Source organism: Kribbella sp. NPDC050124, from assembly GCF_044460355.1.
Classification (GTDB): domain Bacteria; phylum Actinomycetota; class Actinomycetes; order Propionibacteriales; family Kribbellaceae; genus Kribbella.
In genome coordinates, this window is sequence record NZ_JBITJU010000004.1 from 140,899 (window position 1) to 153,030 (window position 12,132).

Below are 12,132 nucleotides of genomic sequence, written 5' to 3' on the forward strand. Positions count from 1 at the left end.
CTGGCCCGCCGCTCCGTCACCGAGCAGTACCCCGATGTGCAACCCGAGCTGCCGCCGCGGACCCGGGGCGTGATCGCGCTGCTGGAGGAGAACTGCACCTCCTGCATGCTGTGCGCCCGGGAGTGCCCGAGCTGGTGCATCTACATCGACTCGCACACCGAGACCGCGCCGTCGGTCGGTGAGCAGGCGCGGGAGCGCAGCCGGAACGTGCTGGACCGGTTCGCGATCGACTTCAGCCTGTGCATGTACTGCGGGATCTGCATCGAGGCCTGCCCGTTCGACGCGCTGTTCTGGTCGCCCGAGTTCGAGTACGCCGAGACCGACATCCGGAACCTGACGCACGAGAAGGACCGGCTCCGCGACTGGATGTGGACCGTCCCGGCGCCGCAGCCGATCGACCCCGGCCCGACCGTCACGCCCGCCCCGGAGGGTGAGGCGTGACGACCGTACTCTTCTGTGTTGCCGGTGTAGTCGCCCTCGTCGCCTCCGTCATCGTCGTCACCTCCCGCCGGATCGTGCACGCCGCGCTGTGGCTGGTCGTTGCCCTCGGCGCGGTCGCGGGCTGCTTCGGCGCGCTGCAGGCCGAGTTCGTCGCGCTGGTGCAGATCCTGGTGTACGTCGGGGCGATCGTCGTACTCGTCCTGTTCGCGCTGATGCTCACCAAGGCGCCGACGAACCCGCTGCCCGGCCTGACCACCGGCCGGAGTCCGTTCGCCGCGGTCGTGGCCGGCGTGCTGGCGCTGATCCTCGGCGCCGGCGTGGTGCTTGCCTTTGGCAACGAGAAGATCGACCCGGTGCCGGACGGATCCGCGGAGGCGATCGGTACGGCGGTGTTCAAGACCTGGGTGCTTCCGTTCGAAGTGTTGTCCGTCCTGCTGCTGGCCGCGCTGATCGGTGCGATCGCCCTGTCCCAGCGCAAGAAGGAGGACTGACGTGCCGCTGGTCCTCCCGCTGCTGCTGGCTGTCCTGCTGTTCTGCATCGGCGTGTACGGCGTCCTCGCGCGACGCAACGCGATCACCCTGCTGATGTCGTTCGAGCTGATGCTGAACGCGGTCAACCTCAACCTGGTCGCCTTCGACGCGTGGCGGCTCGACGGTCTCGCGACCGGTCAGACGCTGGCGGTCTTCGTGATCACGCTGGCCGCGGCCGAGATCGGGCTCGGCCTGGCGATCGTGCTGCTGCTGTTCCGCGGCCACGGCCACGTCGACGCCGACGCAGCCCGCGACCTGGTAGAGCGGGCGGATGTCGAGCGAGTCGAGCAGGAGAAAGGCGCGGCCTCGTGATCGCGACCGTGTGGCGCGTGGTCGGCGTCGGATTCTCGTTGCTCGTCGTCCTGATGGCCGGCCTGCTGTCCGGCGCCGCCCCCGAGCAGGCCAGTTTCCTGAACTCGTCGATCGGCGACCTCACCATCGGTTTCGCCGTACGCACCGACGACCTCACGGTCCTGATGCTCGCGGTCGTCGGTGTGATCGCGACCTGCGTCCAGGTGTACTCGCTCGGCTACCTGCACCAGCGTCCGGCGTCGTACCACGCCCTCGTCACCCTGTTCACGGCCGCGATGGTGACGGTCGTGGTCGCCGACAGCCTGTTCCTGCTGCTGATCGGGTGGGAGGTGATGGGCGCCTGCTCGTACCTGCTGATCGGCCACTACTGGGAGCGCCGGGACGCCCGCTCCGGCGCGGTCAAGGCGTTCCTGATGACTCGCCTCGGCGATGTCGGTTTCCTGTTCGGCATCTTCGTGCTCGGCGTCGGCGCCGGTACCTTCCGGATCTCCGAGCTCGACCCCGGGCAGATGTCGTCCAGCGTGCTGACGACCGGGACGCTGCTGCTCCTGGTCGGCGTGGTCGGCAAGTCGGCGCAGGTCCCGTTGCAGACCTGGCTTCCGGACGCGATGCCCGGCCCGAGCCCGGTCAGCGCGCTGATCCACGCCGCGACGATGGTTGCCGCCGGCGTCTTCCTGATCGCCCGCCTGTTCAACGTCTTCGTGGCATCCGAGACCACGATGACGGTGCTGGCGATCGTCGCCTCGGTGACGATGCTGTTCGCCGCGTTGTGTGCGATGGCCGCGGTCGAGGTGAAGCGCGTCCTCGCCTGGTCGACCGTGAGCCAGCTGGCGATCATGTTCTCCGGGCTCTCACTGGGTACGGCGGACGGCCGCCACGCGGCCCTGTTCCACCTCGTCACCCACGCCGCGTTCAAGGGCCTGCTGTTCCTCTGCGCCGGCGTCCTGCTCCACCAGGTCGGCAGCGCGGCTTTCGTCGTACTGCGTCGCTACACGAGGAAGGGCCGGCTGCGGAAGGCTCTGCCGGTCACGTTCGCCACGATGTCGGTCGGACTCGCGGCGCTGGCCGCCGTACCCGGGTTCGCGGGGTTCTTCTCGAAGGACGCGGTGGTCGAGGCGGCCTGGGAGCATGCGCGAGACGGTTCGACGGTTGGATGGGTCGTGCTGGTCTCGGTGTGCCTGACCTCGGCGCTGACCGCGTTCTACTGCATGCGGTTGTGGCTGTGGGTGTTCTTCCGGACGCCCGCGCTCGCCGGGGCGCTCGGCGCCTTCGAGGACGACGACCCGATGGCCGACCTCGAGGAGCCCGACACCTCCAAGCTCCGCGATGCGCCGTGGATCATGCTTGGCCCGCTGGTCCTGCTCGCCATTGCCTCGGTCGTCCTTGGGTACGTCGACGGCGTCCACCTCAACTGGGTCGTCGGGCTGGTGACGACTGCGCTGGTCGTGATCGGCGCGCTTCCGGCGTACTCGTTGTGGTCCCGCGGTGCGGATCCGCGGCCCGTGGTGCTGGAGCGTGAGTTCGGCGTCGATCCGTTGTACGACCGGCTGTTCGCCGTACCGGTGCGGTGGCTGGCGCGGCTGACAGTGGCGGGGGATCAGGACGTGATCGGGGCCTATGTACGAGCGACCGGACGCACCGGGATCCTGGTGTCGCAGGGCTTCCGGCGGCTGCAGACCGGGAACGTGCAGACCTACCTGACGGCCGCGGTCGTCGGTGTCGTCGCACTGGCGGTGCTCGCTGGGGTGATCGGCTCGTGAACGCGATCTTGCTGGGGATCCTTGCGCTGCCGCTCCTCGCGGCCCTCGCGTTGTGGGCGCTTCCGGCCGCGGTCGGGGATCGGCTGGCCGCGCTCTACGGCTCGGTCATCTCGGGGCTCGTGCTGATCGGGTCGCTACTGCTCTGGCCGCGGAACGACGGCTGGTTCGCCTACACACCGGATGAGCGGGTGCTGCAGGCGGTCACCGACGTACCGTGGATCCCCTCGCTCGGGGTGCGGTTCCACGTCGGCGTCGACTCGATTTCGATGCCGCTGATCGTGCTGACCGCGCTCCTGACCTTCTTGTGCTGCCTCTACTCCCTGCGGATCACGCCGCGGATCGGCCGGACCCGGTCGCTGATCGCGCTCCTGCTGGTGATCGAGGCCGGGGTGATCGGCACCTTCTCGGCGCTGGACCTGGTGCTGTTCTTCGTCTGCTTCGAGATCGTGCTGATCCCGATGTGGCTGGTCATCGACATCTGGGGTGACGAGCACGACCGGGCCGGGCGCAAGCGGGCCGCGACCACGTTCGTGCTGATGACCGTGCTCGGCTCGGCGCTGATGCTGATCGGGTTCCTGCTCGTCTACCGGCAGGCCGGGACGTTCGACATCGTCCGGCTGACCAACTCGCCGGTGCTCGGCGGGTACGGCGTCCCGCTGGCCGCGGCGGTCCTGATCGCGGTCGGCTTGGCGGTCAAGGTGCCGCTGTGGCCGCTGCACATCTGGTTGCCGGACGCCCACGCGAAGGCACCGACGGTCGGGTCGGTTCTGCTGGCCGGGGTGCTGCTGAAGCTCGGCACGTACGGCTTGATCCGGATCCTGGTCCCGGTGCTGCCGGACGCGACCGTCACGATCGCGCCGTACCTGGCCGGGTTCTCCACCGTCGCGATCGTCGCGGGGTCGCTGGCGTGTCTGGCGCAGACCGACGTGAAGCGGCTGATCGCGTACTCGAGCGTCGGTCACATGGGCTTCATCGGGCTGGGGATCGCCACGCTGTCGCCGGCCGGTCTGCGCGGGGCGCTGTTCGCGAACATCGCGCACGGCATCATCACCGGCCTGCTGTTCTTCCTGGCCGGCGCGATCAAGGACCGGCACGACACCAGCGACCTGCGGGCGATCGGGCGGGCGCTGTACGCGCGGCTGCCGCGGATCGGCGCATTGCTGACGTTCGCCTGCCTGGCGTCGCTCGGGCTGCCCGGGCTCGCCGGGTTCTGGGGCGAGATGCTCGTCCTGCTCGGTGCCTACGATCCGGCCGACGTGTTGCCTCGGACAACGTACTTGGTGTTCATGGTGATCGCCGGACTCGGGACCGTGCTGACCGCGGCGTACTTCCTCCGCCTGGTCCGCAACCTCTGCCAGGGCGACCCCGCCGAGCACCCGTCCACGGCGTTCGCGGTCGACCTGAGCCGGATCGAGCTGCTCACCTGGTTGCCGCTGATCGTGCTGACCGTCCTGCTCGGCGTCTGGCCCGGCCTCCTTCTGCACCAGTGGGTGAGCCTGTGACTGTATTGAATGCCGCGCCTCCGGCGCGGGGGTCATGGGGCTTAAACTCCCGTCCTTCCCTCGTCACTCCAGTCGCTTCGCTCCCTCCGCTCCTCAGTCCAGGACGGGAGGCCCCATGACCCTGACCTGGACGGACTGGCAGGCGATCGCCGTACCGCTGGCGCTGGCGATTGGCGCGGTCGCGGTGCTGCTGATCGACGGTTTCTGGCGTAGTGCGTCGGCGCAGTTGCGGCATACGCTCGTCACGTTGCTGACCGGCGCGGTCATTCTGTTCGGGCTGGTCTTCGCCTGGGCGCAGCGCGACGACTTCAAGCCCGCATTCTGCCGGCCCGCGGTCGAGGGTCCGGCCGAGTGCAGCCTGATTTTCGAACCGATGACCGCGGGCCTGTGGGCGGTGCTGCTGATCGGCGGCCTCGGCGTCGTCGGACTGTCGACATACCGGCTGCTGGCTGCGGACATCCCGATCGGCGAGTACCACTTCCTGCTGCTCAGCGCGCTCTCCGGCGCCACCGTCCTCGCCGGCGCACGTGATCTTGCCACCGTCGTGATCGGTCTGGAGGTCGTGTCGCTGCCGAGCTTCGCGATGGTCGCGCTGCGCCGGGACCGCCGCGGCTCCGAGGGGGCGCTGAAGGCGTTCCTGGTCTCGGTGCTGTCGACCGCGGTGATGCTGTTCGGCGTCTCCTACCTGTACGGCGTGACCGGCTCGCTCTACCTGACCACGATCGCGAATCGGCTGAGCGGGCTCGACCCGGACCTGCAGCGGGTCGCGTTCGCCGCCGGGCTGTTCGTGATCGTCGGGTTCGCGTTCAAGATCGCGGCGGTGCCGTTCCACGCCTGGCTTCCGGACACGTACGTCGGTGCGCCGGTCGAGGTGACCGCCTTCCTCGCGGTGGTGTCGAAGTCGGCCGGTGTCGCCGGTCTGCTCGTGCTGGTCACGTCCGGGATCGCGCCGGACGGATCGGAGCTGCGGACGGTGGTCGCCGTACTGGCTGCCGTGACGATGACGGTCGGCAACCTGGCCGCGCTGCGCCAAGTCGAGGCGGTGCGGCTGCTCGCCTGGTCGTCGATCGGTCAGGTTGGGTTCCTGCTCGCGCCGCTGGCGGTCGGCGACGCGCAGGCGGTCGTCGGGTACTTGGCGGCGTACGTCGTGGTGACGCTCGGCGCGTTTGGATCGGTTGCTGTGGTTCAGCGGCACCGGCCGGCCGGGCTGCTGTCGGACTATCGCGGCATGGTGCGGTCCGAGCCGGGGCTGGCGGTCGCGCTGATCTTCTTCCTTGTCGTGCTGGCCGGTCTGCCGCCGGGGCTGGCCGGGTTGTTCACCAAGTTCGCCGCGTTCCAGGCCGTCATCGACGCTCACCTCGGCTGGCTCGCGATCGTGATGGCGATCAACGTGATGATCGGCCTGGCCGTCTACCTGCGCTGGGTCGCCGAACTCTTCCGGCTGCCCGCCGAGGACCCGTTCTCGGTCGACATCGAGTCGCCGGCCGTCGCGATGATTTCCCTGTGCGCCGCGACCGCCGCCGTCCTCTCAGTCCTCCCCAGCACCCTCTTCGCCCTGGCCACCTGACTGCTGCGCGGCAAGGAAGTCCTCGTACTGCGCCCACACCCGACGCCAGAGCTGATCGCGGCGACCCGCGTCGTACTGCGGAAGCGGTAGGTAGAACACGTCAGCCAGTACGGCGAAGTAGTCGTCGGGGCTCTCGATGATCGTCGAGTCCACCCGGTCGGCGAACGTCTCGGTCAGGCCGACCGACCGCATCACGACGGCACTGGTCGGTTTCCGGCGGAACACGGAAGCCAGCCGGACGAACGGGGACTCGGGATCGGCCGACAACTTGGCGTGTTGGGCGGCGAAGGCATCCAGCCCGACCGTGGCCGACTCGAAGTCCATCCCGATCAGGCCGCTGCGCGGGTCGTGGTCCAGCCGCCAGCCGTCGACCTTCTCGGAAGCGCGCAACCGCAGCGGGAACGGCTCCTGGTAGGCGCTGCTGCCCGCCTCGAGCGGCATCGGCGTGACCAGCCCGGCGCCGAGTCCGACGTCGGCCAGCCACGTGCGCTCCGGGTCCTCGGCCAAGCCGGTGACGGTGAGCACCATGTGGCTCGCGTCGACGTCAGCGGGCCGGTTCGGGGTCTCCGCGCCGCCGCGGTGCATCTCCACCCGGTAGCCGAGCTCGGTCAGCAGCAGCGCGAACGTGCCGTTGAGCTGAAAGCAGTAGCCGCCCGTCTCACGCGCGATGATCCGCTTCGCGGCCTCCTCCGGCTCCAGCGGTCCGCCCTCGCCGAACTGGTACTGCACCGACTCGTACGGCACGGTGTCCACGAAGGCCTGGTGCAGCCGCGACAACCCATGCAGCGTGGGCGGCCCGTCGTACTCGCCGATGCCGATCCGCCGCAGGAACCCCTGAGTGTCCACCGCCATAGGCTAGGCGAGGGTTCACGGCTGCGTTGAGGTTTGGACGGGGCGGTGCCGCCGCTGCCGGGACCTGGCAGGGTAGGGGCCATGACGTCTGAGCGGATCTATGTCGGGAGCTACACGAGTCAGCCGGGTGGCGGCGAGGGCATCGGGTTCGGCCCGCTGGACGGGATCGGGCTGGTGGCGACGACCGCCGATCCGTCGTTCCTGGTCAGGTCCGCGGACGGGCGGTTCCTCTACGTCACGAACGAGACCGAGAACGGCCGGGTCAGCGCGTTCGCGATCCAGCCGGACGGCGCGCTGGAGCTGCTGAACGACCAGCCGACCGGCGGCGACCACCCGTGCCACCTCGACATCGACCCGTCCGGCCGGTACCTGCTGTCCGCGAACTACACCTCCGGCTCGGTCGCGATCCACCCGATCGCGGCGGACGGCTCGCTCGGCGAGGCCACCCAGGTGCTGCAGCGCGAGGGCACCGGGCCGAACAAGGAGCGCCAGGAGGGGCCGCACGCGCATCAGATCGCGTTCGACCCGTCTGGGACCTACACGTTCGACGTCGACCTGGGGTCGGACACGGTGTACACCTCCACGCTGACCGAGGACGGGCGGCTGGAGGAGGTCGACCGGCTGCACATCCACCCGGGCGCGGGACCGCGGCACCTGGTGTTCCACCCGACCGCGGGCGCGGCGTACGTGATCAACGAGCTCGACTCGACGCTGACCGTCTGCAGCTACACCGACGGCAAGCTGCAGATCGTCCAGACCGCGTCGACCCGTCCGGCTGACTCACCGGGGGAGAACTTCCCGGCCGAGCTCCTGATCTCCGCCGACGGCCGCACCCTGTACGGCTCCAACCGCGGCGACAACACCGTCGCGGTCTTCGCCATCGCCGCCGACGGCCTGTCCGTCGAGCTCGTCCAAACCATCAGCTCCGGCGGAAGCTGGCCCCGCCACCTTGCCTTCAGCAACGACGGGACCAGCCTCTACGCCGCCAACGAACGCTCCGATGCCATCGCCACCTTCGTAGTCGACGCGAACGACGGCACCTTGATCGAAGACGGCGCCCCAGTCACCTGGCCGAAGCCGGTGTGCATACTTCCGGTCTGATCCGCCACGACGGCGCTGATCCGGTGTCAGGGCCGTTCAGATCTCGGCGGCGCATACTGCAGATGTGCGGTGCTCGATCAACATTCCCAACTTCGGAGACTTTGCCGATCCGCGGAAGGTCGCCGAGGCCGCACACCTGGCCGAGGAGGCCGGCTGGGACGGGGTGTTTGTCTGGGACGAGCTGATCGGCTACAACCGCGACCTCGTCGGCGAGTTCGCCGCCACCAACATCCTGCTCACCGCCGCGGCCCTCGCGACCAGTCGCATCCGGCTCGGCACCGCGGTCACCCCGGTGCCGCGCCGCCGCCCCCGGCAGCTTGCCCGCGAGATCGCCACCCTCGACCGGCTGTCCGGCGGGCGAATCATCCTCGGCGTCGGACTGGGCGACCCGATCGGCAACGAGTACGGCCGATTCGGTGAACCGACCGACCCCAGGCAGTTGGCAGTCATGCTCGACGAGGGATTGGAGGCGATCACCCGGCTGTGGACCGGGGAGCCGGTCACCTTCCACGGCCGCTATGTCACCGTCGAGGACGTCGTGATGGTGCCGAAGCCGGTGCAGCAGCCGCGGGTCCCGATCTGGATCGGCGGCCACTGGCCGAACAAGCCGCCGGCCAGGCGTGCTGCTCGCTGGGACGGAGCCATTCTCACCGCCGGCGCGTGGGAAGAGCCGCCACAGCCGGCCGTCGTGGCCGACATGCTCGCCTACATCCGTTCGAACCGTGACCGTGATGAGCCGTTCGACCTGGTTGTTGGAGGATCGAGTTCCACCGATCCGGACAGGGCGCACGACCTGCTCGCCCCACTCGCCGCGGCTGGCGCGACGTGGTGGGACGAGCGGTTCCCGTTCGACAAACTCGGCCGGTACGACGCGCTCCGCGAGCGCATCGAATACGGACCACCAGCGGCCTGACCGGCTGCCGGTCTAGGACTTCGCGGCCAGGTACAGGCGGAGGATGGTGTCGTAGTCGATGATCTCGGCCGCCGCGTCCGCGAGCTCCGCGGCGGTCACGGGCTGGTGGGTGCCGGTGATCAGGAGTTTGCGGGGTTCGCTGACCTCGACGCCGTACTTCGTCTGGACGAAGGTGCGGTTCTCGGGGGTCTTGAAGTAGTCGGCGTACTTCGCGAGTTGGGCCGCGCCCTCGCTGACCGTGGCCGATCGGCGGTGCTTCTTGCCGGGCTCGCGCAGCGGGAGGCCGAGGTCGCCGACGATGTGGGTTCCGTCGGACCGCTCCAGGATGAAGTCGGGGGTGACGACACCGTACGGCCCCTCGAGGGACGGGCGGGGGATCAGGCGGGTCGCGTCGAAGGCGGCGAGCAGGATGTTCTCGTGCTCGGCCAGGAACTCCTCCGTGGTCGCGTTCGGCAGGCCGTGGGCGAGGTAGGTGCTGGTGAAGGCCTCGCTCTTCAGGCCCTCGTCGCCCTTCGGTGCGCTGACCGTGCCGACCGGGTCGAGATGCGCGGCGGCCCCGGCGAAGTTGCGCAGGAAGTCCAGGTACTTGGCGGCCGGCTCGGAGCGGTGGATCGCCAGCGCGAAGAACGTCCAGTGCGCGCGGGTCGCCGTACCGGCCGAGTGCACGAACAGCACCCGGTCGAAGGTGGAGTAGTTGCCCGGCGCGAACTTCAGCAGCTGGTCGCCGGGGCCGACGTACTCGGTGCCGAGGATCTTCTCCACGCCCGGGAACCAGTCGACCAGCTCGCGGCGGGCGGTCTCGGTGGCGACGGTCGCGTCCTTGACGATGTTCTCGCCGGGGAGCGTGAGGACCGGGGTGCCGTCGGCGAGGCCGAAGTACTCCTCGACGCTGTCCGCCTTCTGCCGCCGTACCTCCAGGGAGCGGTACTCGCGGCTCACCCCTACGAGCTCGAGGATGTTCCAGTCCGGGGTCTCGGTGAGCAGCATGATGCGCGGGTAGAGCAGCTGGCCCGGCAGTTCGGCGCCGTGGCTGGTCGGCAGGTGGTCACTCACACTCTTGAGGTGATCTCCCCAGAACTGAGTGTTCACCTTCACGAACTCGGTCGGTTTCACGCACCTGCTCCTCTCGGCCATCTAGGTCATCAGAGCAAACCACAGCCCGGCCCGCCGGTATTCCGGCAGGCCGGGCTGTAGGGGTCAGCTTCCGACCAGGGCGTCCATCATGCCGGCCTGGTACGAGCCGCCCGGGTTCTTCACGATCACCTGCATCCGGTTGGCCGCGTTGATCAGGCCGACCAGGATGACGAGCGCGGCGAGCTGGTCGTCGTCGTAGTGCTTGCGGGCCTCGTCCCAGGTCTCGTCGGAGACGCCGGGGGCGGCGTCCGCCATCCGGGTGCCCTCCTCGGCCAGAGCCAGCGCCGCCCGCTCGGCGTCGGTGAACACGGTGGACTCGCGCCACGTGGCGACCAGGTTCAGCCGTACGGCGGTCTCGCCGGCGGCCGACGCCTCCTTCGTGTGCATGTCGGCGCAGAACCCGCAGCCGTTGATCTGGCTGGCCCGCAGGCTGACCAGTTCCTGCGTGGACTTCGGCAGCGTCGACTGCTCGAGCATCAGGCTGACGCCCGCCATCCGCTTGCCGAGCTTCATCGCGAACGCGTTCTCCATCAGGTTGAATCTCATGTCGTCGTCCTCGTGGTTGTTGGTTTTGACCACGAGATGCCGGCGGCGCGGGCGTCGTGACTGTGACATGAGCCACCGAAGCGGGATGTCACAGACCGGCCCGACCCGGTGTCTGGTGGGGGACAGAGAGGATGGACTTATGAGCGAGCGGATGGACTCCGCCACGGAGGCCTTCGTCACCCACCGCAACCTGCTGTTCACCGTCGCCTACGAACTGCTCGGCTCGGCCGCCGACGCAGAGGACGTGCTGCAGGAGACCTGGCTGCGCTGGGTGGGCGTCGACCTGGACACCGTGCGGAACCAACGCGCGTACCTGGTCCGGATCACCACTCGCCAGGCGCTGACCCGGCTCCGCACGCTGGGCCGCCGCAAGGAGTCGTACGTCGGCCCGTGGCTGCCCGAACCGCTCCTTACCGCCCCTGACGTGGCCGAAGACGTCGAGCTGGCCGACAGCGTCTCGATGGCGATGCTCCTCGTCCTGGAGACGCTCACCCCGACCGAGCGCGCCGTCTTCGTCCTGCGGGAGGTCTTCGCCCTCGAGTACGACGAGATCGCTGAGGCGGTCGACAAGTCGCAGGACGCCGTACGGCAGATCGCTCACCGGGCCCGCTCCCACGTCGCCGCCCGCCGTCCGCGCGGCTCCGTCACCCAGGCCCAGTCCCGCGATGCGCTGCAAGCGTTCCAGCGGGCGGTCGAGACCGGCGATCTCCAGAGCCTGCTCGACCTGCTGGCGCCGGACGTCGTACTCCTGGGCGACGGCGGAGGCGTGAAGCAGGCCGTCCCACGCCCGATCGTCGGCGCCGACAAGGTCGCCCGCCTCCTCTCCGCCGGCCTCCCCAAGCTCCCCGCCAATGTCACCGTCGAGCCGGTCCAGATCAACGGCTACCCCGGCCTCATCATCCGCATCAACGGCGAAATCGACGACGTAGTAGCCCTCCGCATCGACGAAGGCCAAATCACCGGCCTCTACGTCATCCGCAACCCCGAAAAACTCTCCCGAGTAGAACAGGAAACCGCAGTCACCCGCTGAACGAGTAGCCCCTGGCCTCCGCAGGTCAGGGGCTACTCGTTCAGGGGCTGCTCGGTCAGGCGGTGAAGGACTCGGGACCGAACCGGCCCCAGGCTACGAAGCCGGCGAGGGCCAGGTAGACGAAGTCGGCCGCGACGTACTTGAACTCGCGGCGGCGGATCCGGGTGATCGCCGCCCCCGTCATGAGCACGACCAACCCGGCAGCCGCGATCGGCACCAGGACCGGGGCGATGTCCAGTACGGCGGGCAGGATCAGCCCGATCGCCGCGAGTACCTCCAAGCTCCCGATCGTCTTCACTCCACCGGCACTGAAGTCCTCGACCCAATGCGCGCTCGGCCCGAACGCGAAGATCTTCTCCTTCGGCACAACCACCTTGCCGCCACCTCCGAGCAGGTAGGCGACCGCAAGCACACCAGCAACTATCCACAACGCGACATCCATC

12 protein-coding genes and 1 pseudogene are annotated in these 12,132 nt (G+C 69.1%); 9 read left to right on the top strand and 4 right to left on the bottom strand.

Annotated features, from left to right (window positions below):
• Nucleotides 1-69 precede the first annotated feature (69 nt).
• The 6 genes and pseudogenes from ACIBL3_RS12960 to ACIBL3_RS12985 form a co-directional block, all read left to right on the top strand.
• Nucleotides 70-297 (top strand): annotated as a pseudogene (locus ACIBL3_RS12960) (4Fe-4S binding protein); the annotation flags it as partial.
• Between the two features lie 140 nt (nucleotides 298-437).
• Nucleotides 438-932 (top strand): NADH-quinone oxidoreductase subunit J, encoded by a 495-nt coding sequence (locus ACIBL3_RS12965; protein ID WP_396353493.1) that lies wholly within the window; start codon nucleotides 438-440, stop codon nucleotides 930-932.
• 1 nt (nucleotide 933) lies between these two features.
• Entirely contained in the window at nucleotides 934-1,284 is a 351-nt protein-coding gene (gene nuoK, locus ACIBL3_RS12970) for an NADH-quinone oxidoreductase subunit NuoK (RefSeq protein WP_396353494.1), read from the top strand.
• The gene (locus ACIBL3_RS12975) at nucleotides 1,281-3,044 is read left to right on the top strand and encodes an NADH-quinone oxidoreductase subunit L (RefSeq protein WP_396353495.1); all 1,764 of its coding nucleotides are present in this window, start codon (nucleotides 1,281-1,283) and stop codon (nucleotides 3,042-3,044) included. The genes nuoK and ACIBL3_RS12975 overlap by 4 nt, the downstream gene beginning before the upstream one ends.
• Nucleotides 3,041-4,546, top strand: coding sequence for a NuoM family protein (locus ACIBL3_RS12980; RefSeq protein WP_396353496.1), 1,506 nt, complete (start codon nucleotides 3,041-3,043; stop codon nucleotides 4,544-4,546). Before ACIBL3_RS12975 ends, ACIBL3_RS12980 begins: the two co-directional genes overlap by 4 nt.
• A 115-nt stretch (nucleotides 4,547-4,661) precedes the next feature.
• Nucleotides 4,662-6,113, top strand: a complete 1,452-nt coding sequence (locus ACIBL3_RS12985) for an NADH-quinone oxidoreductase subunit N (RefSeq protein WP_396353497.1) — start codon at nucleotides 4,662-4,664, stop codon at nucleotides 6,111-6,113.
• On the opposite strand, the gene ACIBL3_RS12990 is transcribed toward ACIBL3_RS12985, so the two are convergent.
• On the bottom strand, nucleotides 6,075-6,959 hold the full coding sequence (locus ACIBL3_RS12990) for an arylamine N-acetyltransferase (protein ID WP_396353498.1): 885 nt from the start codon (nucleotides 6,957-6,959) through the stop codon (nucleotides 6,075-6,077). The genes ACIBL3_RS12985 and ACIBL3_RS12990 overlap by 39 nt on opposite strands.
• Before the next feature lie 87 nt (nucleotides 6,960-7,046).
• On the opposite strand from ACIBL3_RS12990, the gene ACIBL3_RS12995 reads away from it, so the two are divergent.
• On the top strand, nucleotides 7,047-8,066 hold the full coding sequence (locus ACIBL3_RS12995) for a lactonase family protein (RefSeq protein WP_396353499.1): 1,020 nt from the start codon (nucleotides 7,047-7,049) through the stop codon (nucleotides 8,064-8,066).
• A gap of 64 nt (nucleotides 8,067-8,130) precedes the next feature.
• Complete coding sequence (locus ACIBL3_RS13000; protein ID WP_396353500.1) at nucleotides 8,131-8,979, top strand: LLM class flavin-dependent oxidoreductase; 849 nt, start codon at nucleotides 8,131-8,133, stop codon at nucleotides 8,977-8,979.
• Between the two features lie 12 nt (nucleotides 8,980-8,991).
• Here the strand turns inward: ACIBL3_RS13000 and ACIBL3_RS13005 are convergent, their stop codons facing one another.
• Both ACIBL3_RS13005 and ACIBL3_RS13010 read right to left on the bottom strand, forming a co-directional pair.
• On the bottom strand, nucleotides 8,992-10,092 hold the full coding sequence (locus ACIBL3_RS13005) for a hypothetical protein (RefSeq protein ID WP_396353501.1): 1,101 nt from the start codon (nucleotides 10,090-10,092) through the stop codon (nucleotides 8,992-8,994).
• 84 nt (nucleotides 10,093-10,176) lie between these two features.
• Nucleotides 10,177-10,659 carry a carboxymuconolactone decarboxylase family protein gene (locus tag ACIBL3_RS13010; RefSeq protein WP_396353502.1) on the bottom strand — a complete coding sequence of 161 codons (483 nt, stop codon included), beginning with the start codon at nucleotides 10,657-10,659 and terminating at the stop codon, nucleotides 10,177-10,179.
• 139 nt (nucleotides 10,660-10,798) lie between these two features.
• Between ACIBL3_RS13010 and ACIBL3_RS13015 the strand changes: the two genes are divergently transcribed.
• The gene (locus tag ACIBL3_RS13015) at nucleotides 10,799-11,689 is read left to right on the top strand and encodes an RNA polymerase sigma-70 factor (RefSeq protein WP_396353503.1); all 891 of its coding nucleotides are present in this window, start codon (nucleotides 10,799-10,801) and stop codon (nucleotides 11,687-11,689) included.
• A gap of 55 nt (nucleotides 11,690-11,744) precedes the next feature.
• Here the strand turns inward: ACIBL3_RS13015 and ACIBL3_RS13020 are convergent, their stop codons facing one another.
• Nucleotides 11,745-12,131: a DoxX family protein gene (locus ACIBL3_RS13020; protein ID WP_396353504.1), complete on the bottom strand. Its 387-nt coding sequence runs from the start codon at nucleotides 12,129-12,131 to the stop codon at nucleotides 11,745-11,747.
• Nucleotide 12,132 lies beyond the last annotated feature (1 nt).